19 protein-coding genes and 1 pseudogene are annotated in these 20,050 nt (G+C 66.4%); 14 read left to right on the top strand and 6 right to left on the bottom strand.

Annotated features, from left to right (window positions below; all coding sequences use genetic code 11):
- The first annotated feature begins 24 nt into the window (after positions 1 to 24).
- From ACPFMA_RS11635 to ACPFMA_RS11595, 9 genes are all read left to right on the top strand, one after another.
- A complete protein-coding gene (locus ACPFMA_RS11635) occupies positions 25 to 1,650 on the top strand; it encodes a methyl-accepting chemotaxis protein (RefSeq protein ID WP_420059450.1) in 1,626 nt (541 codons plus the stop codon).
- Positions 1,651 to 1,715: 65 nt separating this feature from the next.
- Positions 1,716 to 2,429 carry a GNAT family N-acetyltransferase gene (locus ACPFMA_RS11630; RefSeq protein WP_420059451.1) on the top strand — a complete coding sequence of 238 codons (714 nt, stop codon included), beginning with the start codon at positions 1,716 to 1,718 and terminating at the stop codon, positions 2,427 to 2,429.
- A gap of 339 nt (positions 2,430 to 2,768) precedes the next feature.
- Positions 2,769 to 3,620, top strand: coding sequence for a CAP domain-containing protein (locus ACPFMA_RS11625; protein ID WP_425930231.1), 852 nt, complete (start codon positions 2,769 to 2,771; stop codon positions 3,618 to 3,620).
- 521 nt (positions 3,621 to 4,141) lie between these two features.
- Positions 4,142 to 4,687, top strand: coding sequence for an AidA/PixA family protein (locus ACPFMA_RS11620; RefSeq protein WP_064303066.1), 546 nt, complete (start codon positions 4,142 to 4,144; stop codon positions 4,685 to 4,687).
- A 161-nt stretch (positions 4,688 to 4,848) separates the two neighbouring features.
- The gene (gene lpxO / locus ACPFMA_RS11615; RefSeq protein ID WP_425930592.1) at positions 4,849 to 5,748 is read left to right on the top strand and encodes a lipid A hydroxylase LpxO; all 900 of its coding nucleotides are present in this window, start codon (positions 4,849 to 4,851) and stop codon (positions 5,746 to 5,748) included.
- Between the two features lie 119 nt (positions 5,749 to 5,867).
- Positions 5,868 to 6,212 (top strand): carboxymuconolactone decarboxylase family protein, encoded by a 345-nt coding sequence (locus tag ACPFMA_RS11610; protein ID WP_037060772.1) that lies wholly within the window; start codon positions 5,868 to 5,870, stop codon positions 6,210 to 6,212.
- 214 nt (positions 6,213 to 6,426) lie between these two features.
- Positions 6,427 to 6,984 carry a GNAT family N-acetyltransferase gene (locus ACPFMA_RS11605; protein ID WP_420057310.1) on the top strand — a complete coding sequence of 186 codons (558 nt, stop codon included), beginning with the start codon at positions 6,427 to 6,429 and terminating at the stop codon, positions 6,982 to 6,984.
- 5 nt (positions 6,985 to 6,989) lie between these two features.
- On the top strand, positions 6,990 to 7,898 hold the full coding sequence (locus tag ACPFMA_RS11600; RefSeq protein WP_420057309.1) for a LysR substrate-binding domain-containing protein: 909 nt from the start codon (positions 6,990 to 6,992) through the stop codon (positions 7,896 to 7,898).
- The gene (locus tag ACPFMA_RS11595) at positions 7,898 to 8,788 is read left to right on the top strand and encodes a LysR family transcriptional regulator (RefSeq protein ID WP_425930230.1); all 891 of its coding nucleotides are present in this window, start codon (positions 7,898 to 7,900) and stop codon (positions 8,786 to 8,788) included. Before ACPFMA_RS11600 ends, ACPFMA_RS11595 begins: the two co-directional genes overlap by 1 nt.
- Before the next feature lie 9 nt (positions 8,789 to 8,797).
- Here the strand turns inward: ACPFMA_RS11595 and ACPFMA_RS11590 are convergent, their stop codons facing one another.
- The 3 genes and pseudogenes from ACPFMA_RS11590 to ACPFMA_RS11580 form a co-directional block, all read right to left on the bottom strand.
- The gene (locus ACPFMA_RS11590; protein WP_009401501.1) at positions 8,798 to 9,220 is read right to left on the bottom strand and encodes a hypothetical protein; all 423 of its coding nucleotides are present in this window, start codon (positions 9,218 to 9,220) and stop codon (positions 8,798 to 8,800) included.
- Between the two features lie 95 nt (positions 9,221 to 9,315).
- Positions 9,316 to 9,672: pseudogene (locus ACPFMA_RS11585) on the bottom strand (methyl-accepting chemotaxis protein); the annotation flags it as partial.
- An 85-nt stretch (positions 9,673 to 9,757) separates the two neighbouring features.
- A complete protein-coding gene (locus ACPFMA_RS11580; RefSeq protein ID WP_425930229.1) occupies positions 9,758 to 10,003 on the bottom strand; it encodes a hypothetical protein in 246 nt (81 codons plus the stop codon).
- 301 nt (positions 10,004 to 10,304) lie between these two features.
- On the opposite strand from ACPFMA_RS11580, the gene ACPFMA_RS11575 reads away from it, so the two are divergent.
- From ACPFMA_RS11575 to ACPFMA_RS11560, 4 genes are all read left to right on the top strand, one after another.
- Entirely contained in the window at positions 10,305 to 10,763 is a 459-nt protein-coding gene (locus tag ACPFMA_RS11575) for a (2Fe-2S)-binding protein (RefSeq protein WP_064303061.1), read from the top strand.
- Positions 10,763 to 12,994, top strand: coding sequence for a molybdopterin cofactor-binding domain-containing protein (locus tag ACPFMA_RS11570; protein ID WP_425930228.1), 2,232 nt, complete (start codon positions 10,763 to 10,765; stop codon positions 12,992 to 12,994). The genes ACPFMA_RS11575 and ACPFMA_RS11570 overlap by 1 nt, the downstream gene beginning before the upstream one ends.
- Before the next feature lie 10 nt (positions 12,995 to 13,004).
- Positions 13,005 to 14,318, top strand: a complete 1,314-nt coding sequence (locus ACPFMA_RS11565; protein ID WP_425930227.1) for a c-type cytochrome — start codon at positions 13,005 to 13,007, stop codon at positions 14,316 to 14,318.
- A gap of 286 nt (positions 14,319 to 14,604) precedes the next feature.
- On the top strand, positions 14,605 to 15,627 hold the full coding sequence (locus ACPFMA_RS11560; protein ID WP_425930226.1) for an XdhC family protein: 1,023 nt from the start codon (positions 14,605 to 14,607) through the stop codon (positions 15,625 to 15,627).
- A gap of 50 nt (positions 15,628 to 15,677) precedes the next feature.
- Here ACPFMA_RS11560 and ACPFMA_RS11555 read toward each other — a convergent pair whose 3' ends face one another.
- From ACPFMA_RS11555 to ACPFMA_RS11545, 3 genes are read right to left on the bottom strand one after another with little or no spacing between them, the layout of a single operon-like run.
- A complete protein-coding gene (locus ACPFMA_RS11555; protein ID WP_425930225.1) occupies positions 15,678 to 17,849 on the bottom strand; it encodes a xanthine dehydrogenase family protein molybdopterin-binding subunit in 2,172 nt (723 codons plus the stop codon).
- Positions 17,846 to 18,838 (bottom strand): FAD binding domain-containing protein, encoded by a 993-nt coding sequence (locus ACPFMA_RS11550; protein ID WP_425930224.1) that lies wholly within the window; start codon positions 18,836 to 18,838, stop codon positions 17,846 to 17,848. Before ACPFMA_RS11550 ends, ACPFMA_RS11555 begins: the two co-directional genes overlap by 4 nt.
- Positions 18,835 to 19,338, bottom strand: coding sequence for a (2Fe-2S)-binding protein (locus tag ACPFMA_RS11545; protein WP_425930223.1), 504 nt, complete (start codon positions 19,336 to 19,338; stop codon positions 18,835 to 18,837). The genes ACPFMA_RS11550 and ACPFMA_RS11545 overlap by 4 nt, the downstream gene beginning before the upstream one ends.
- A 59-nt stretch (positions 19,339 to 19,397) precedes the next feature.
- Between ACPFMA_RS11545 and ACPFMA_RS11540 the strand changes: the two genes are divergently transcribed.
- Complete coding sequence (locus tag ACPFMA_RS11540; protein WP_420057295.1) at positions 19,398 to 19,994, top strand: nucleotidyltransferase family protein; 597 nt, start codon at positions 19,398 to 19,400, stop codon at positions 19,992 to 19,994.
- Positions 19,995 to 20,050 lie beyond the last annotated feature (56 nt).

Genomic DNA, 20,050 nt, shown 5'->3' with positions numbered 1-20,050 from the left:
GACTATCGAGGAGTCCTTGCCCGCATGTTCGCCGACCTGAAAATCCGCACCGGAATGTTCTGGGTGCTGTCACTGTTCAGCCTGACCCTGCTGTTCTCCACCGTCAGCGCCTGGCGCAGCGCCGTGGGCAGCGATGTGCAGATCGCCGAGCTGGACCGTACCGCGCACCAGTCCGACCGCCTTAACAACGCCCTGCTCATGGCGATCCGCTCCAGCGCCAACGTGTCCTCCGGCTTCATCGAACAGCAAGGCGGCCACATGGACAGCGCCAAGGGTCGCCTGACCCGCTCGGAAGAACTGATCGCCTCCGGCCAGGCGCTGATCGCCGACTTCGTCGCCGCCGTGGACGACCCGACGCTCAAGACCACCGCCGACGAACTGCAACGCACCTACCTGAGCTATTCCGCAGCCATCGCCGGCCAGCGCCAGGCGACCCTGGAGAACTCCCTGGACCGCTACTTCACGGTCAACATCGAGGCTGGCAACGCCATGGGCCGCCTGCAGGCCCTGCGCCAGGACCTGGTCAAGGAACTGAGCACCCGCAGCCAGCAGATCATGGACGAATCGCAGAGCCGCCTGCGCAAGGCACAACTGCTGAGCCTGGCCTTGCTGGTCACCACCGTGCTGCTGGCTGCACTGTGCTGGGCCTTCATCCAGCAGCGCGTGCTGCGCCCGTTGGCCGAAGCCGGCCGGCATTTCCAGCGCATCGCCGCTGGCGACCTGAGCGAGCCGGTCGCGGTGCCGGGCAGCAACGAGATCGGCCAGTTGTTCGCCGAACTGCAACGCATGCAGCACAGCCAGCGCGATACCCTGGGCCAGATCAACGCCTGCGCCGGGCAACTGGCCGATGCCGCGAAAGCGCTGAACACCGTCACCGAACAGAGCGCCGAAAGCCTGCGCCGCCAGGACGAAGAACTGGAGCAGGCGGCCACCGCCGTCACCGAAATGACCACCGCCGTCGAGGAAGTGGCGCGCAATGCCGTGTCCACCTCACAGGCCGCCAACGACTCCAACCGCCTTGCCGAACAGAGCCGTCGACAGGTCAGCGACACCCTCGACGGGACCCAGGCCATGGCCGGCGAGGTGCAGGCCGGCAGCGAGCGCCTGCAACTGCTGGCCGGGGAAATCCGCGATATCGGCAAGGTGCTGGAGGTGATCCGCGCGGTCTCCGAGCAGACCAACCTGCTGGCCCTCAATGCCGCCATCGAAGCAGCCCGGGCAGGCGAAGCCGGGCGTGGCTTCGCCGTGGTCGCCGATGAAGTGCGGACCCTGGCCTACCGCACCCAGCAATCGACCCAGGAGATCGAGCAAATGATCGGCAGCGTGCAGCACGGTACCGAAGTGGCGGTCAACTCCATGCACGCCAGTGCCGAACGGGCCCGCGCGGCGCTGGACACCACCCAGGCCTCGGAACAGGTGCTGCAAGGCATCTATGCTGCGATCGGGCAGATCAACGAGCGCAACCTGGTGATCGCCAGTGCTGCCGAGGAACAGGCCCAGGTGGCCCGGGAAGTGGACCGCAACCTGCTGAATATCCGCGAATTGTCGGCGCGCTCGGCCGAAGGCGCGCAGCAGACCAGCGCGGCAAGCCGGACCTTGTCGGGCCTGGCGACGGAGCTGACGGCGCTGGTGGGGCGTTTCCGCGTCTAAAATCGAAGAGGCGGCGCGGCTCCTGTAGACTGGCACCCTGCCCAGTTTCCGGAGCTCCGCGCGTAATGCCCGTTGTCACTCTTCACCAGACCGCCCCCGCCGAACCGCTGCACAGCCAGTTGATGCAACTGGTGGTCGACAATTTCAGCGACCTCAGTGCCACCGCGCTGCCGCCGAGCAACCCGCTCTACAACCTCTACCAATACGCTCTGGGCTTCGAGGTGCACCTGTATCTCCAGGCCCTGGGCGGCACGCGCCTGCCGGTCGGTCTGGTGCTGGCCTGCGAGGAAGAACAATTGGCCGGGTTCGTCCTGTACCTGCCGATCGACGCCGAGGAAGGCGCCTGCGCCATCGCCTACATGGCGGTGCGCCAGGACCTGCGCCGGCGCGGGATCGCCCGGGCCATGCTCGCGGAGGTACGCCGGCGCCATCCGCGCATGGAGCTGGCCTGCGGCAAGGGCAAGGTGGCGTGCTTCGAGGCACTTGGCTTCGAGGTGGTCGGCGCGCGCGGGCCGCAGGTGCTCATGGCGACCGACGCGCCGGCCGCAGATGCCGAGCTGGCGGTGCTGGATGTGGCGCCGATCTTCCGCACCGTGGAAATCCAGCAGATTCACAGCTACCTGCTCAAGCAGCATGGGCGCAAGGCGATGGTCGAGGCGGAGAAGAAGCGCGACCGTCACCTGGACGAACTGACCCGGCACGCGGCGGCGTTTGCCTGGGAGCGGACCCAACGGTGGCAAATACGACCGACGCGGATCGTGCAGGAACGTCGGCCCTGACCCGAGACGGGCCCTTGTGGGAGCGGGTTTACCCGCGATTGCTATGGTGAACTCACTACCGCAATCGCGGGTGAACCCGCTCCCACAGGGTACGCGTCGTGCGTTGGAACTGTTGTTGTGCGACAGCGCAGCCCTGAACGCATAAAACCGCAAAACAGGGCCGCACGCTGGTCCGTCGCAGGGAACCTGAACCCCCTGATGCCGGACAAAGACGACAGGCACGGACCATTCTGGCTACCATGCACCCCGCTTGTTCAGCATTTTTACCCCAATCCATCGGGGCGGCGGTCGGGCCATCAGCGCAGACCCGCCGGTTTTTCATGTACCAGGGAGATCCAGATGCGCGTCCGTTCCTCCATGCTCCGCCTTGCCCTGCTCTGCCTCGGCCCCCTGCTCGCCAGCCAGGTCCAGGCTTCGGAAGAGACGCAACTGATCGACTCGATCAACGCCTACCGCAACCAGTCCCAGGCCTGCGCCAACCAGGCGTCCCTGGAGCTGCCGCCGCTGGCCAGCGACCCGCGCCTGGTACTGTCGGCCACCAGCATGGGCGACCTGCAGCAGCAACTGGCCCGGGTCGCCTATCCCATGGTCAATGTCCAGGCCATCAGCCTGTCCGGCCCGCGCGATGCCGCCGCTGCCATGCAGGCGATCCGCGAAAGCTTCTGCCAGGTGGTGCTGGACCCGCAGTTCGTCGATATCGGCGTCAGCCGCGAGGGCCGCGAATGGCGCATCGTGGTCGCCCGCCCGCTGCTCAGTGCCCGCCTGGGCGACTGGCAGAGCGAGGGGCGCAACCTGCTCGAAGCGGTCAATGCCGCCCGCGTCCAGCCTCGTCAATGCGGCACCCAGGCGATGAGCGCGACCACCCCGCTGGGCTGGAACGACACCCTGGCTGGAGCGGCCCAGGGCCACAGCCGGGCCATGGCCAACCAGAACTTCTTCGACCATATCGATCGCGAAGGCCGCACCCCCGGGGACCGCGCCGAACTGGCCGGCTACAGCGGCCAGCGCATCGCCGAGAACATCGCCGCCGGCCTCGACAGCCCGCGCAAGGTGGTCGACGGCTGGCTGGCCAGCCCCGGGCACTGCGTCAACCTGATGAACCCGCAGTTGCGCGAGCTAGGGGCGGCCTACGCCACCGATCCGAAAAGCGATGCGGGGATCTACTGGACGGCGCTCTTCGGGACGCCTTGAGCCGTTGCCCACCCCTCTCGTCGCCAGCCAGCAGGTTGATCTCCACCTGACCATTTTCATCGTTGCTGCCGGACGATGGCGCATCCAGCTTCGACAGGCTGGTTTCCCAAGCAACGGTGATGCCCGGCAGCGGCTGGCCAAGGACGTTCTTCAGCGTCAGCAGGCAACGCGCCTCGCCGCCGGCGATTCGAGGCCGTCCTGGTCCAGCCCGGTACTCGGGCAAAAGGGATGCAGCCGCACCAGCGCCTGCACGTCCCCCTCACGCCAGGTAAGCCTGCCGCCATGGATGTGGAAGGAAAACAACCAGCCTGCCCGTCAGCCATCGCCGCACCGTCGGACAATTCAACAGCATAGGCGCAGGGTTGCCGCCAGCCGTCAGTGTCCTGGCGCTTGCCGAACGCTTGACATCATTTAGACATCACCCATCCTTTGCCACGCGACCGCAGCCAGGGACCGGGAGCCGGGATGCGCCCAAGGGGCGTGGTCGCCTTGCCAACCCAATTCTTCATGGAGAGTCATGCATGTCTGGAAACATCGTGGATATCCTGCTGGTCGTCGATGCCGACCTCATTGCTTCGGTGCCCCGCAATCAGCAGGCAGGCCAGGTGGCGAACGCCGTCTACCTGGTGGCCCAGCGCCAACTGGTCGATCCCAATGCCCAGGGCAACGAACAGGACGGCGGCTACGAATTGTGGATCGACGTCAAGCGCGGTGACGTCATCCGCTGGCGCACCACCACCCTGTCGCGCAACTTCGACAAGTCCAGCGTGATCACCAACGTGTACGAAAGCGGTACGCAATCGGCCCATGCCGGCGTGCTCGACCAGTTCACGCTGCAGCAGTACGACGAGGTGCTCGTGCCCTACGTGAAAGCGGACAGCGATCCGCGCAAGGCACCGGATATCGGTACCACCAGCACCACCGTCAGCCTTTGGCAAGCCGAAGCCAGGGCAGCAGGCACGGACCGCATTGCCTACCGGATCGACTTCTACCTGCTGGATGCCGCAGGCAATCTCATCAGCGATCGCCTGAGCTGGGATCCGTTCATCACCGTTTCCCTGACCTGACTCGCTGCTGAAACGGCTCACCTCCCGGCCATGGCCGGGGGGGAGCCATTGCACCATGGTCGACATGCCTCACTGCAACATTTTGTACAAACCGACGGGCCAATTGATTATGCTGGCGGGCTTATGCCATGGCGCATCGCCACATCGACAAGTACCCGTCCATGAAAATCTTCATCGTCCTGTTGTTCGCCGCCTCCATCGCCTATGTGCATTACCGCGGCCGCGTACGACACAAGATCACCCGCCAGCTGGGCGACCATTCCAGCTTCCTGGCGCCGGTCAACGCCTTCCTCTACCTGTTCTCGAAATTGCCGGCCAGGCCGTACCTGCCGACCGAGTCGTTCCCCGAACTCAAGCCGTTGCAGGACAACTGGCAGGTCATCCGCGAAGAAGCCCTGCAACTGCTGCATGTCGGCGAAATCAAGAGTTCGCAGAACTATGACGACGTCGGTTTCAACTCGTTCTTCAAGAGCGGCTGGAAGCGCTTCTACCTGAAGTGGTACGGCGAGAGCCATCCGTCGGCGATGAAACTGTGCCCGCGCACCACCGAACTGCTGCAGAGCATCGGCACGGTCAAGGCGGCGATGTTCGCCACCTTGCCGCCGGGCTCGAAGCTGGTGCGCCACCGTGACCCCTACGCCGGCTCCTACCGTTATCACCTGGGCCTGGACACGCCGAACGACGAGGCCTGCTACATCTGCGTCGACGGCGAGAACTACCACTGGCGCGATGGTGAAGCGGTGGTGTTCGACGAAACCTACATCCACTACGCCGCCAACCAGACCGAACACAACCGGGTGATCCTGTTCTGCGACGTCGAGCGACCGCTCAAGTACCGCTGGGCGACCGCCTTCAACCGCTGGTTCAGCGCCAATGTCATGGCCGCGGCCGCAGCGCCCAACGATGCCGGGGACAAGACCGGCGGCATCAACCGCCTGTTCACCCGCATCTACAGGATCCGCGAGCGTGGCAAGGCCCTGAAGAAGCGCAACCGGGCGCGCTACTACGCCGAGAAATGGGCGGTGGTGGCGGTGCTGGCCCTGGTGTTCATCTACATCTGAAGTCCACCGGCGTTTGCTGCCAAAGCATCGACCATTCAGTCCTATTGTTCATTGGCAGGACGGCGGGGAAGCGACTAGCTTCACTGTTCGATCGATCCTAAACCAACGAGGTGAACGCAATGAGCATGATGGACTGGGATGGCTACCGTAAGCAGTTGATGGCAGGTATCGGCGATCTCAAGCAGCTTTCTCCCGATACCGTGGCCGGCTACGCGACCGCCAGCGCGGCCGGGGCCAAGACCAACCATCTCGACGCCAAGACCCGCGAGCTGATTTCCTTGGCGGTGGCGGTCACCACCCGTTGCGACGGCTGCATCGCCGTGCATTCGCAGCAGGCGGTCAAGCATGGCGCGACCCGGGAAGAGATCGCCGAAGCGCTGGGCGTGGCGGTGGCGATGAATGCCGGCGCGGCCCTGGTGTATTCGGCGCGGGCGCTGGATGCGGTGGGCAAGGCTGGCGAGTAGTACATCGCCGTCCGGGCAGCTTCCATAGAACAACACATAACCCTTTGATTAGCAGGGACCTTGTGGGAGCGGGTTCACCCGCGATTACAGTAGTGAATTCACCATAGCAATCGCGGGTGAACCCGCTCCCACAGGGTACGCGTCGTGCTTTCGACGGCGCAGCGTCGAATCCCCTAGAATGCCGACTTCCCCTTCCCCCAGCCAAGGCCCCCGCATGCTGCAGATCCGCCCGATGACCGCCGCCGATTTCGACCGTTTCTGGCCCACCTTCCAGGCCATCGTCGCGGCCCGGGAAACCTACGCCTACGATCCGGCCATGACCCTGGAGCAGGCGCGCCATCTCTGGCTGGAACTGCCCCTGCACACCCTGGTTGCCGAAGAACACGGCGAACTGCTCGGTGCCTATTACCTCAAGGCCAACGCGGCCGGCCCCGGCAGCCATGTCGGCAACTGCGGCTACATGGTCAGCGAGGCCGCCCGCGGCCGCGGTGTGGCGCGTCAGATGTGCGAACACTCCCAGCAACTGGCCCGTGCCTCGGGCTTTCTTGCCCTGCAGTTCAATTCGGTGGTGGCGAGCAACGAAGCCGCCGTCGCGCTCTGGACCAAACTCGGCTTCGACACCGTGGGGCGCCTGCCCAAGGCCTACCGCCATGCGCGCCTGGGCCTGGTCGATTGCCTGGTGATGTACAAGTGGCTGGGCGAACCGGAGCAGCCGAAGCTGATCGGCCGCAAGAATATCGAGGCCGTGGTGTCGCGGCGTCGCGGGCGCTGAGCAGGATGGAGCACCGCCATCTGCGCGATGCCTTCGCCGGCCTGCCGTTGTTCTTCGCCGTGGCCGAAGAACGCAGTTTCACCAAGGCCGCCGCACGCCTGGGCCTGTCGCAGACTGCCGTCAGCCATGGCATACGCAACCTCGAGGCGCGCCTGGGCGTGCGCCTGCTGTCGCGCAATTCGCGCAGCGTGGTGCCGACCGAAGCCGGCGAGCGCCTGCTGCAGCAGGTCGCGCCGCAGATGGCGCAGATCGACGCCGAGCTGCGCGCCCTTGATGAGCTGCGCGATACTCCGACCGGTTCAATCCGCATCACCGCCTCGGATCACGCCGTGCAAACGGTGCTGATGGCCAAGCTCAAGCGCTTCCTGCCCCAGTACCCGGGAATCAAGGTGGAGATCTCGGTGGACAACGCCCTGGTGGACATTGCCGCCGGGCGCTTCGACGCTGGCGTGCGCCTGGGCGAGTCGCTGGCCCAGGACATGATCGCCGTGCGCATCGCCCCCGACCTGCGCTTCGCCCTGGTCGCAACCAAGGCCTACCTTGCCCGTCACCCCGCCCTCGAGCATCCGCGGGACCTGAGCCGGCACAACTGCATCAATATCCGACTGTCCACCCATGGCAACCTGTGGGCCTGGGAATTCGAGCGCGACGGCAAGCCGCTGTCGGTACGGGTCGATGGCCAGCTCACCTTCAACCGCGCCACCGACTGCGTCGAGGCGGCCGTCGCCGGCCTTGGCCTGGCCTATGTCCCGGAAGAAATGGCCGATCCCTGGCTGCGCTCCGGTCATCTGCTGCGACTGCTCGAAGACTGGTGCCCGACCTGGCCCGGCCTGCACCTGTACTACCCGAGCCGGCGCCAGCCCTCCGGTGCCATGAGCCTGCTGATCGCCGCCCTACGCCTGGAGCCGGACTGATGCCCCGCGAACGCTACAGCGAATTGCTGGCCCTGCTGGCCGTGGCCCGCGAGCGCAATTTCACCCGCGCGGCAGCGCAACTGGGCATGTCGCAGTCGATGCTCAGCTACACCATCCGCGAGATGGAAAAACGCCTGGACATCCGCCTGCTCACCCGCACCACCCGCAGCGTGTCCCTGACCGAAGCCGGCGAGCGCCTGCTGGAGGCCGTCGGTCCGCGCCTGGCGAGCATCGCCGAGGAGCTGCGTGCGGTCAGCGAGCTGGGCGACAGCCCCGGTGGCGTCCTGCGCTTCACCGCCAGCGACCACGCGATCGACAGCCTGCTCTGGCCGAAACTGGCACCGCTGCTGCGCCGCTATCCACGCCTGCAGGTGGAAATGCACTCCGACTACGCCTTTACCGATATCGTCCAGGGCCGCTATGACTTCGGCGTGCGCCTGGGCGACAGCCTGGCCAGGGATATCCAGGCCGTGAGGATCGGTCCGGACATTCGCCTGGCCATCGTCGCCTCGCCGCACTACCTGGCCGAGCGCGGGCTGGCCCTGAGCCCTGAAGAACTGATGAACCACGACTGCATCAACCTGCGCCTGCCGACCCTGGGCAACCTGTATGCCTGGGAACTGAAGCGCGGCGAGCGGGAGATGAATGTACGGGTCAACGGTCGCCTGGTGTTCAACGGCATCTACCAGGTGCTGAATGCCGCACTGGACGGCCATGGCCTGGCCTATGTGCCCGAGGACATGGCCCGGCCGCACCTCGATGGCGGCCGGCTGGTGCCGGTGTTGCAGGAATGGTGGCGGGAGTTTCCCGGGTTTCACCTGTACTACTCGAACCAGCGCGAAGTGTCCCGGGCGATGCACCTGGTGATCGACGAACTGCGCCTGGACTGAACGCCAGGCTCAGGCGGTGGTATCGACCCGACCCAGCGAAACCCCCGAGGACTGGCTCATCAGCTGGATCAACTGCGCGTGCAGGGCGAGCAACTGCGCATTGGCTGCCGAGACGCTGGTGCGCTGGGCCGAGAGCGCAGCCTGGGCGGCGGGATCCTGCGCCGCCTCGGCGGCCAGGCGCTCGAGTTTCTGCTGCTCCTGCTGCAGGCGCTTCTGCGCTTCCTGGATCATTTCGCGGGTACGCCGCATGAGGTCCTGCTGGTTGTCCTTGCCCTGCTCCACCGCCAGCAGGCTGCCCATGGCATCGTTTGGCGCCTTGGCCTCGGCGGCGGAGGCCTCCTTGTCCGGCGCTTTCATGCCGAGCTGCACCCGAACCGTGGTCTTGTCGGTGATCACGGGGGCGCCTGCCACCCGCACTGCCAAATCAGCCATGTTGCCTCCACTTGCGGATCGCTGTTGAAGTCAGGTCAGGCTAACAGGCCGACAGCCGGCGCCACGTTCTCCCCAGAAATGGACATGGCCCGGGCTCATTCCAGGTCGTGTACCACCCGCCCGATACCCTCGACCACCTGGCGCGCGCCCTGCTGGATCTCCAGCATGGTGCTGCCGGCCTGTTCGGCCAGGGCCTCGACCTGGCCGGTATGGACGCGGCTGGATTCAATGCCGCGGGTCGCGGCATCGGTCAGGGCGCGGTTCTGCTTGACCACCTCGAAGATCTCCACGGTCGCCTCGGAGGTGCGTGCCGCCAGCCGGCGCACTTCATCGGCCACCACCGCGAAGCCCCTGCCCTGCCCGCCTGCGCGCGCCGCCTCGATCGCCGCGTTGAGGGCCAGCAGGTTGGTCTGGGTGGCGATCGCACCGATGGTTTCGACGATCGAACCGATCAGGCGCGACTGGTTCTCCAGGGCTTCCATGCTGTCGGTCAGCGCCTGCATCTGCCCGGCGATGTCGCGCATCGCCGTGGCCGCCTCAACGCCCCAGGCAGAACTCCTTGACCCGGGACAGCGGCGTCAGTGGATCCTGGTAATGAAAGGCGAACAGTGACAGGACAACCATCAGGCGGTCGTATTTCATCAAGCTTTTGTAGAAGAACGGCTTGCGTTGGTAGAAGTCGAGCATCAGGTCCAGGTGAAGGGATATGGCTTCGTCGATTTCAGCTTTGTAGAAGTCGCCGATGGTGTGTTGCAGACAATCCAGCAGTTCGGCTCGCTTCATCGAATTTCAGGTTACCCCGGAAAAATAGCGTCATATGGCCATTACCTGGCGGACTTGATTATAGGGAGTTCGATAATGGCAATCGGATCACCCCAAAAATGTTTCAGCAAGCGTAAATACGGCGATCTGGTGCACATTGGCGCGTTTGCCGATTTATCAATCCTGTCGCTAGCACCTAGCGAAACGCTCCGACCATCCTGCATGGATCCCTGTGCTAGCGTTTCCCGACGGGCTCGCACTGCCCTGCGTGCTGCGGTTTACAACAAGCCCGATCAGATAACCGAAAAAGACTGGTGAGCCCATGGACCTGCGAATCAATCAACAGACCTACCAGGTCGACGCCGACGCGGACACGCCCCTGCTCTGGGTGTTGCGCGACGACCTCGGCCTGACCGGGACCAAGTACGGCTGCGGCCTGGCCCAATGCGGCGCCTGCTCGGTGCTGGTGGACGGCAATGTGGTGCGCTCCTGCGTGACCCCGGTGGCCGGCGTGGTCGGTCGCGAGATTACCACCATCGAAGCGGTGGAGGCCGACGCGGTCGGCAAGCGCGTGGTCGAGGCCTGGGTCAAGCACCAGGTCGCCCAATGCGGCTATTGCCAGTCCGGCCAGGTGATGGCCGCGACCGCCCTGCTCAAGCACAACGCCCACCCCGACGACCGCGAGATCGAAGCGGCCATGGTCAACCTGTGCCGTTGCGGCACCTACAACGCCATCCGCGCCGCCGTCCACGACGTCGCCAGCAACGAAGGGGCTGCCTGATGAACAGAGAACAGTTGCCCCTCGGCGAGCCGGTCAACCTGTCGCGCCGACGCTTCCTGCTGGCCAGTGCCGGGGTCGCTGCCGGCGCCCTGGTGCTGGGCTGCGGCCTGCCCCTGGGCATCGGCCGCGTCGAAGCGGCCGACGCCGCCGCGGCGTCGCCGATCAAGGTCCCGGCGCTGCTGGAAATCCGTCCCGATGGCCGCGTGCGCCTGCTCTGCTCGTTCATGGAAGGCGGCCAGGGCATCTACACCGCCATGGCGCAGATCGTTGGCGAGGAACTGGATATCGATCCCGCCCGTTTCCTGGTGGAAGCAGCGCCTGCCGGTCCGGATTTCGTGGTGATGGACAACGGCAGGCGGATTACCGGTGGCAGCATGTCGGTGCGCACCAGCTACCCGACCATGCGCAAGCTTGGCGCCCTGGCCCGGGCCATGTTGCTGCAGGCGGCCAGCGAGCGCCTGAAGGTGCCGGTCAGTGAATTGACCACCGAGCCTGGCCGGGTCATCCACGCTGCTTCCGGCCGTACCCTGGACTACGGCGAACTGGCCGAGCGGGCCATGGACCTGCCGGTACCGGACGCCAACAGCGTGCAATTGCGCGACCCCAGCCAGTTCCGCTGGATCGGCAAGCCGGTGCAGCGCGTGGATGCCTACGACAAGTCCACCGGCAAGGCCGTGTACAGCATCGACATCAAGGTGGACGGCATGCTTCACGCCGCGGTGCAGCACGCGCCGCGCCTGGGCATGACAGTGGCCAGCGTGCGCAACGAAGAGCAGGTCAAGGCCATGCAGGGCGTGCACTCGATCCATCGCCTGCCCGGGGCCATGGCGGTGGTGGCCGAGCGCTGGTGGCACGCCAGGCGCGCCGCCGAAGCCTTGCAGGTGGAATGGCAGGAAGCCGCTGCCGACTCCAGGGTGCGCGCCATGCCCGCCGACTTCTCCAGCGACGGCCATCGCCAGCGCCTGGCCGGCGAAACCGGCCCAGGCCGCGAAGCGGAGCAGGAAGGCGATTTCGCCGGCGCCTGGAATAACGCCAGTACCAGGGTCGAAGCCACCTACCACAACCAGTACCTCAACCACGCCCAGCTCGAACCAGCCTCGGCCACCGCCCGCTTCAACCCGGACGGCACCCTCGAGGTCTGGCTACCGAACCAGGCGCCGGACATGTTCCGCGCCGATATCGCCAAACGCACCGGCCTCGATCCGGAAAAGATCACCCTGCACTCGCCGCTGCTCGGTGGCTTTTTCGGTCGCCACTTCCTCTACGACAGCGCCAACCCCTACCCCCAGGCCATCGAGCTGGCCAAGGCCACCGGACGCCCGATCAAGCTGATCTGGAGCCGCGAGGAAGAATTCCTGCGCGATGTCCTGCGGCCCATGGCCGTGGTCAGGTTCCGTGCCGCGCTGGACCAGGATGGCCTGCCCGTGGCCCTGGAAGCGGTCAGCGCCACCGAAGGCCCGACCGAGGCCCTGGCCGGCAAGCAAGCGGAAAAGGTCGATGCCACGGCGGTCGAAGGCCTGGCTGGCAAGGCCTACGCCATCGCCAACCGGCGCATCGCCCAGAACTATGTGCAGGGGCCGGCGATGCTGGGCTACTGGCGCTCGGTGGGCAATTCGCTGAACGACTTCTTCTACGAAGCCTTCCTCGACGAACTGGCCGACCAGGGCAAGCACGATCCCTTCGAGCTGCGCCTGAAACTGCTGCGCGACAACCCGCGCCTGACCACCCTGCTCAATGCCGTGGGCGAGCTGTCCGGTGGCTGGAAGCGCGGGCCCTGGGTGGCCGAGGACGGCACCCGGCGTGCCCGCGGCGTGGCCATGGCTTCGCCGTTCGGCTCGCATGCGGCGGTGATCGCCGAAGTGTCCATTGAAAATGGCCAGGTCAAGGTCCACGAGATCTGGCAGGCCATCGACCCCGGCAGCATCGTCAACCCGGCCATCATCGACGCCCAGGTCAATGGCGCCGTGGCCCTGGGGCTGTCCCAGGCGCTGGTGGAGGAAGCCGTGTATATCGACGGCAAGCCACGGGCGCGCAACTACGACCTGTATCCGATCCTGCCGCCGGCGCGCATGCCGCGGGTGCAGGTGAAGATCGTCGAAAGCGGCGAAAAAATGGGCGGCATCGGCGAGCCACCCTTGCCGGCCACGGCCCCGGCGGTGGCCAATGCCGTGGCCCATCTGACCGGGCAGCGCATCCGCAGCATGCCGCTGTCGCGCTACACCTTCAGCTAAGGGGCCGCCGATGAATGCAAAACCACTGGCACTGCTGGTCGTGCTGGGCGCCGCGGCGCTGGGCTGGTACGTCACCCGCACGCCCGCCTCGCCCTTCACGGCGCAGGCGAGCGGTGCGCCGGACGAACAACTGGTCCGACGCGGCGAATATGTCGCCCGCCTGGCCGATTGCGTGGCCTGCCATAGCCTGCCGGAGGGCCGGCCCTTTGCCGGCGGGCTGAAGATGGACACGCCGCTGGGGGCCATCCATGCCACCAACATCACGCCGGACCCCGAGCACGGCATTGGCGCCTATAGCCTGGCCGACTTCGACCGTGCGGTGCGCCACGGCGTACGGCGCGATGGTGCCCGGCTCTACCCGGCAATGCCCTACCCGTCCTATGCCAGGCTCAGCGACGAGGATGTGCGGGCGCTCTATGCCTTCTTCAGCAAGGGCGTCGCCCCGGTCGCCGAAGCCAACAAGCCTGGCGAGATACCCTGGCCGCTGAACATGCGCTGGCCGATAGCCATGTGGAATGGCCTGTTCAGTGCCTCCGCACCGCATATCGACAACCCGGCCAAGGATGCGCTGTGGAACCGCGGCGCCTATATCGTCGAAGGCCCGGGCCACTGCGGCAGTTGCCACACACCGCGCGGGCTGGCCTTCAATGAAAAGGCCCTGGACGGCAGCAAGCCGGCGTACCTCTCCGGCGCCCTGCTCGATGGCTGGTACGCCCCGAGCCTGCGCGACGATCCGAATACCGGGCTGGGGCGCTGGAGCGAGGCGCAGATCGTGCAGTTCCTCAAGACCGGGCGCAACCAGCATGCGGTGGTGTTCGGCTCGATGACCGAGGCGTTCAACAACTCCACGCAGTTCATGACCGACGAGGACCTGGCCGCGATCGCCCGCTACCTGAAGGCGCTACCGGGTGATCCGCAGCGCGACGGGCCACCGTGGCAGTACCAGCAAGCCGTGGCTGACGCGCCAGGTGCGCATACTTACGCCACGCGCTGCGCCTCCTGCCATGGCGCCGACGGGCGTGGGCAGAACGAATGGATGCCGCCGCTGGCGGGGGCTTCGTCGTCCATGGCAGCGGAAAATGCCTCCAGCATCAACATCACCTTGAATGGCGCGCAGCGGGTGGTGGCGGCCGGGGTGCCGGATGCGTATAGGATGCCGGCATTCAGGGAGCAACTGTCGGATCGGGAGATTGCCGAGGTGTTGAGTTTTGTCAGGACACAATGGGGGAATCGTGGGGGGGCGGTCGAGGTCAAGGATGTTGGGGCGTTGCGTGAGCGCACCGACCCGGCGAGTGCCAGCCCGATCGTACTGCGCATGCGCTGATCCCGGGACCTCCAGGGCTCCTGAACAAAACACAACTCTTTGATTTGCAGAGACCCTGTGGGAGCGGGTTCACCCGCGATTACGATGGTGAATTCACTACCGCCATCGCGGGTGAACCCGCTCCCACAGAGTACGCGTGGTGCTTTGGAACGGTTCTCTGCGCGACAGCGCTGCCTGAACGGCTGGGCGGGCTTCTACGGATTCCGACAAGCCCGGAAATACCCGATCGCACGCCTGGCCTGCTGCAGCGGTCCAACCCCCGTAACAACCACAGAGGACCACACCCATGGAAAGCATCGACCTCCTGGTCCTGCGCACCGCCCACGACTGGCTCACCTCGGGCCACCGCACCCTGCTGGCCACGGTGGTGCGCACCTGGGGCTCATCACCGCGCCCGGTCGGCTCGATGATGGCCCTGCGCGGCGATGGCCGGGTTGTTGGCAGCGTGTCCGGAGGCTGTATCGAAGACGACCTGATCCACCGCTATACCACCGCCTACGAGGGCCCCGGCCTTCCTGACGGGTTGCCGCAACTGGTGCGCTACGGCATCGACGCAGACGAGGCCCACCGCTTTGGCCTGCCCTGTGGCGGCACCCTGGAAATCGTCCTCGAATTCGCCCCCTGTGCCGACAGCCTCGGCCAGCTTCTCCAGCATCTCGACAACGGCCGGTTGGTGCGCCGCAGCCTCGAGCTCGCCAGCGGCGAGGTGTCACTGCACACCACCCTGGTCCCCGAACAGTTCGCCTTCGATGGCCAGCGCATGCTCAACACCCTCGGCCCCGGCTACCGCATGCTGCTCATCGGAGCCGGCGCCCTGGCCGAGTACCTGGCGACCATGGCCCGCTTCAACGGCTTCAAGGTCAGCGTCTGCGATCCGCGCCCGGAATACATGGAAGCCTGGAGCCTGGACGGGGTCGAGAAGCTGGTCGGCATGCCCGACGACATCGTCCGCGCCTTCGCCCCGGACGTGCGCACCTGCATCATCGCCCTCAGCCATGACCCCAAGCTCGACGACCTGGCATTGCTCGAAGCGCTGCACAGCCCGGCGTTCTATATCGGCGCGATCGGCTCGCGGCGCAACAGCCAGAGCCGGCGCGAACGCCTGATCGAGCATTTCGGCGAAACCCAGGCGTCGCTGAAACGGCTGCACGGCCCGATCGGCATCTACATCGGCAGCAAGACCCCGGCGGAGATCGCCGTGAGCGTGATGGCCGAGGTGCTGGCGCAGAAGAATGCCGTGGTGTTGCCGAAGGAGCTGTCGGTGGTCCAGGCCAAGCAGGCGCGGGAGCAACTGATGCAGGTGGTCTAGCGAGTCTCGCGCCCCCTGCGCAAGCGGGGCGCGAGAACAGCGGGATTACCTCACCCCAGCAACTTCTCCACCGTCAACGGAAAGTCCCTGACCCGCCGCCCGGTGGCGTGGCACACCGCATTGGCCACTGCTGCCGCCACCCCGACCACACCAATCTCGCCGACGCCCTTGGAGCCCAGCTCGTTGACGATATCGTCGGGCTCATCGACGAAGATTACTTCGATTTCGCCGATGTCGGCATTCACCGGGATGTGGTACTCGGCCAAGTTGTGGTTCATGTAGCGACCCAGGCCATGATCGATCTGCGTCTCTTCCTGCAGGGCCATGCCCAGCCCCCAGACCACGCCACCGAGGATCTGGCTACGTGCGGTCTTGGGGTTGATGACCCGACCCGCCGCCACGGCGCTCACCACCCGGCTGACGCGCAAGGTCCCCAGCGCCTCGTCGATGCGCACCTCGACGAACACCGCCGAGTGCGTGGCGCTGGCAAAGCCCTGGCGCCTGGCCGAGGGTTCGGCATCGACGCGTACGTCCATGGCTTCCAGCGCATAAGCCTTGCCGGCCACCTGCAAGTGCCCGTCACGAACGGCGAACGCCCCGGCATCGATCCCGGCCAGTTCCGGATAACGCCCCTTGGCCCAGGCCACCAGCTTGCCTCGCAGGGCCTGGCAGGCCTGGCGCACCGCGGGCCCTACCGACGACACGGTAAACGAGCCGCCCTGCAAGGGCGCCGTCGGCAGGCTGCTGTCGCCGAGTTGGAAGGTCACGTCTGCCAGCGCCATACCGAAGGCGTCGGCGGCGATCTGGGTCATGACGGTGTAGGTTCCCGTACCGATATCGGTGGTCGCGCTGCTGACCCAGAGGTGCCCGTCGGCGTCCAGCCGCGCGCGGGCGCTGGCCTTCATCTGCATGGCTTCCCAGACTCCACCGGCCATGCCCCAGCCGACCAGTTCGCCCTGGTCCTGCATGCTCCGCGGCCTGGGGTCGCGGCTGTGCCAGCCGAAGCGCAAGGCGCCCCGGGCGTAGCAGTCGAGCAGCGCCTTGCTGGAATACGGCTTGCCTTCGTTGCCATTGCTGTCGGCGAAATTGACCCGGCGCAGCTCCAGCGGGTCCAAGGACAGTGCTTGCGCCAGTTCGTCCATCGCGCACTCCAGGGCAATCACCCCGGAGGCCGCCCCCGGCGCCCGCATATCCAGCGGCGTGTAAACGTCCAGCGGTACCAGGCGATAGCCCAGGGCGACGTTGTCGCAGCGGTAGAGCATCCCCGACCACTCAACCAGGTGCTCGGTGAAGTCCTCGAAGCGCGAGGTCTGCCCGGTGGCCTCGTGGGAGATCGCCAGCAGGCGACCCTGGGCATCGGCGCCCAGGCGCAGGCGCTGCACCGTGCGCGGACGATAGCCGAAGGTGAACATCTGCTGGCGGGTCAGGGTCACCCGCACCGAGCGCTGCAAGCGAAGCGCCGCCATGGCCGCCAGGGTCAATTGATATTGCGGTCGCAGCCCGGAGCCGAAGGCGCCGCCAACATAGGCGGCGCACACCCGCACCCGCTCCTTGGGCAGGTCGAAGACCTTGACCAGGTAATCCTGGCTGTTCTGCGTGCCCTGGGTCTTGTCATGCACCTGCAGGCTGCCATCGGCGTTGTAGATCACCGTCGAGGCGTGGGGCTCCATGGGGTTATGGTGCTCCACCGGCGTGCTGTAGGTGGCGTCGACCTTGAACGGCGCGGCCTCGAACGCCCCGGCGAAATCACCACGGGGCCCGGGCAGTTCGGCCGGGGCGTCGTGGGCGTTGTCCAGCTCGGCGAGCAGGTCGGTGCGGTGCGCCTCGGCATCGATCTCGATACGCACCAACGACCCGGCGTAGCGCGCCACCTCCAGGCTCTCGGCCACGACCAGCGCAAGCGGCTGGCCGCTGTAGAGGACGCGGTCGTTGAACAGCGGACGAAAGGGCTTGCCCTCGGCGGCGTCGGCATCCTCGTAGGACTCGTCATCTCCCGCCATCTTCGGCCGGTTCAGGTGATGCAGCACTTCGACCACGCCCGGCACCGCCAATGCAGCATCGCAGTCGATCCGACGGATGCGACCCCGGGCAACGTTGCCGCTGACCACGCTACCGTAGAGCAGGCCCGGCTCGGGATATTCGCCGGCATAACGGGCGCGCCCCGTGACTTTTGCCGGGCCGTCGACCCGGTCCAGCGGCTGGCCGCTCAGGGGACTGTTCATGGATGTTCCTCCGCAGCCTGCGCCTGGGTCAGCGCACGAATGATGGCATTTTTCGCCAGGGTGATCTTGAAGGCGTTGTGCGCCAGGGGCCTGGCATCGCGCAACAGGGCGTCGGCGAAAGCCGCATAGCTCTCGCGGGTAGCCGGGCGCCCGAGCATCGACCGTTCCAGCCCGGCATCGCGCCACGGCTTGTGCGCCACGCCGCCCAAGGCCACGCGCAGCCCGGCGATGCTGTTGTCGTCGGCCACCACCAGCCCCGCCGCGACCGAGACCAGGGCGAAGGCATAGGACGCCCGGTCACGCAGCTTCAGGTAATGACTGCGCGCGACGAACGGGGGCGGCGGCAGTGCGATGGCGACGATCAGTTCGTCCTCGGCCAGGCAGTTGTCGCGCTCCGGCGTGGCGCCCGGCAGGCGGTGGAAGTCGGCGAAGGGAATCTCCCGCTCGCCCTGTCTTCCGTGCACCAGCACCCTCGCCTCCAGCGCGGCGAGTGCCACGCACATATCGGACGGATGCACCGCCACGCAGTGCTCGCTGGCACCGAGGATCGCGTGCTGGCGGTTCAGCCCGTCCCGAGCCGGGCAACCACTGCCGGGCGCTCGCTTGTTGCACGGCACCGCCGCGTCGTAGAAGTAATGACAGCGGGTGCGCTGCAACAGATTGCCGCCGGTGCTGGCCATATTGCGCAACTGCGGCGACGCGCCGGCCAGGATCGCCTGGCTCAGCAACGGGTAGCGGGACTCCACGTCCGGGTGCCAGGCCAGCTCGGCATTGCTCACCAGCGCACCGATCTGCAAGCCGCCGTTGGCGGTGGTCCGTACCTCGCGCAGCGGCAGCCCGGTGATATCGATCACCCGCGCCGGGCGTTCGACGTTCTCCTTCATCAGGTCCAGCAGATTGGTGCCACCGGCGATAAAGCGCGCATCGGGCCCCGCCTGTTGCACGGCCTGTTCGATGCTGTCCGGCTTGCTGTAGGCGAAAGGCATCATGGGCGCGGCCCTCCCATCTGCGGCAAGGCTTCCTCCACCGCCGCGACGATATTGCTATAGGCCCCGCAGCGGCACAGATTGCCGCTCATGGCCTCCTGGATCTGCGCCCGCGACCGCGCCCTGCCCTCGCGAGCCATGCCCACGGCGGAACAGATCTGCCCGGGGGTGCAATAGCCACACTGGAAGGCGTCATGGGCGATGAACGCCTGTTGCAATGGGTGCAGGCGGTCGCCGTCGGCCAGGCCTTCGATGGTGGTCAGCTCGTCGCCGTCGCACATGATCGCCAGGGTCAGGCAGGCGTTCACCCGACGGCCGTTGCGCAATATGGTGCAGGCGCCGCACTGGCCGTGGTCGCAGCCCTTCTTGGTGCCGACCAGGTCGAGTTCATCGCGCAGCAGGTCAAGCAGGGTCAACCAGGGCGGTACTTGCAAGTGATGCTGCTCGCCGTTGATGTACAGGCCGATCGCATGGGTGTTCGGCGCGGAAGGGACATCGCTCATGACAAAGGCCTCACGGTAGGTATGCTGGTGCTTTTCAGGTCCGACCGGGGAGCGAAGAGATGGGTTCAAAGGGATTGACCGGAAGGTGCGCAGCGCTGGTATTGGCGGCCGGGCGCGGGCGCAGGTTTGGCAGCGACAAGCGGATTGCGCCGTTGCCAGGCGGCGCGCGCCTGCTGGAGACGACCCTGGCGCGGGTGCTGGAGGCGTTCGAGGACGTCTGGGTGGTGCTCCGGCCGGAGGACGATGTGGCGGCGCTGGGGGTGGATGCCGGGCGAGTGAAGGTGGTGCGTGCCGAGCGCGCCGACGAAGGCATGGGGCGCAGTCTGGCGGCCGGCGCAAGGGCTATCGCGCAATCTGGATCAGGGATCGAGGCGGTGGCGGTGATGCTGGGGGACATGCCCTGGGTCAAGGTGCAAACGCTGGTGCAACTTGCCGGCCTGGCAAAGGAAGACCGGATTCTGGTACCGCGGTTCGAGGAACAGCGTGGGCATCCGGTGGTGTTCGGGAAAGCGTTCTGGGAAGAACTGGCGGGACTGGACGGGGATCAGGGCGGGAGGCGGGTCATCGAGCAACACCAGGAGGCCTGCCGGAACGTGGAGGTCGGCGATCAGGGGGTGATCGCGGATGTGGATCTGCCCCCTGACTGCCGCGGATAAGTGGCATAAGACACCACCCGGCAGCCCCGGCCAATAAGCACAAGACTTCCCGGAGA

Origin of the sequence: Pseudomonas sp. NyZ201, assembly GCF_049860765.1 — a bacterium.
Taxonomy (GTDB): domain Bacteria; phylum Pseudomonadota; class Gammaproteobacteria; order Pseudomonadales; family Pseudomonadaceae; genus Aquipseudomonas; species Aquipseudomonas bharatica.
This window is presented reverse-complemented; position numbering and strand designations above follow the sequence as displayed.

Coding starts and splice junctions, on each gene's coding strand:
- ACPFMA_RS11625 (WP_425930231.1), top strand. CDS start 2,769: ATGCGCGTCCGTTCCTCCATGCTCCGCCTTGCCCTGCTCTGCCTCGGC.
- ACPFMA_RS11600 (WP_420057309.1), top strand. CDS start 6,990: ATGGAGCACCGCCATCTGCGCGATGCCTTCGCCGGCCTGCCGTTGTTC.
- ACPFMA_RS11575 (WP_064303061.1), top strand. CDS start 10,305: ATGGACCTGCGAATCAATCAACAGACCTACCAGGTCGACGCCGACGCG.
- ACPFMA_RS11595 (WP_425930230.1), top strand. CDS start 7,898: ATGCCCCGCGAACGCTACAGCGAATTGCTGGCCCTGCTGGCCGTGGCC.
- ACPFMA_RS11545 (WP_425930223.1), bottom strand. CDS start 19,338: ATGAGCGATGTCCCTTCCGCGCCGAACACCCATGCGATCGGCCTGTAC.
- ACPFMA_RS11635 (WP_420059450.1), top strand. CDS start 25: ATGTTCGCCGACCTGAAAATCCGCACCGGAATGTTCTGGGTGCTGTCA.
- ACPFMA_RS11590 (WP_009401501.1), bottom strand. CDS start 9,220: ATGGCTGATTTGGCAGTGCGGGTGGCAGGCGCCCCCGTGATCACCGAC.
- ACPFMA_RS11580 (WP_425930229.1), bottom strand. CDS start 10,003: ATGAAGCGAGCCGAACTGCTGGATTGTCTGCAACACACCATCGGCGAC.
- ACPFMA_RS11630 (WP_420059451.1), top strand. CDS start 1,716: ATGCCCGTTGTCACTCTTCACCAGACCGCCCCCGCCGAACCGCTGCAC.
- ACPFMA_RS11565 (WP_425930227.1), top strand. CDS start 13,005: ATGAATGCAAAACCACTGGCACTGCTGGTCGTGCTGGGCGCCGCGGCG.
- ACPFMA_RS11555 (WP_425930225.1), bottom strand. CDS start 17,849: ATGAACAGTCCCCTGAGCGGCCAGCCGCTGGACCGGGTCGACGGCCCG.
- lpxO (WP_425930592.1), top strand. CDS start 4,849: ATGAAAATCTTCATCGTCCTGTTGTTCGCCGCCTCCATCGCCTATGTG.
- ACPFMA_RS11550 (WP_425930224.1), bottom strand. CDS start 18,838: ATGATGCCTTTCGCCTACAGCAAGCCGGACAGCATCGAACAGGCCGTG.
- ACPFMA_RS11540 (WP_420057295.1), top strand. CDS start 19,398: ATGGGTTCAAAGGGATTGACCGGAAGGTGCGCAGCGCTGGTATTGGCG.
- ACPFMA_RS11605 (WP_420057310.1), top strand. CDS start 6,427: ATGCTGCAGATCCGCCCGATGACCGCCGCCGATTTCGACCGTTTCTGG.
- ACPFMA_RS11560 (WP_425930226.1), top strand. CDS start 14,605: ATGGAAAGCATCGACCTCCTGGTCCTGCGCACCGCCCACGACTGGCTC.
- ACPFMA_RS11610 (WP_037060772.1), top strand. CDS start 5,868: ATGAGCATGATGGACTGGGATGGCTACCGTAAGCAGTTGATGGCAGGT.
- ACPFMA_RS11620 (WP_064303066.1), top strand. CDS start 4,142: ATGTCTGGAAACATCGTGGATATCCTGCTGGTCGTCGATGCCGACCTC.
- ACPFMA_RS11570 (WP_425930228.1), top strand. CDS start 10,763: ATGAACAGAGAACAGTTGCCCCTCGGCGAGCCGGTCAACCTGTCGCGC.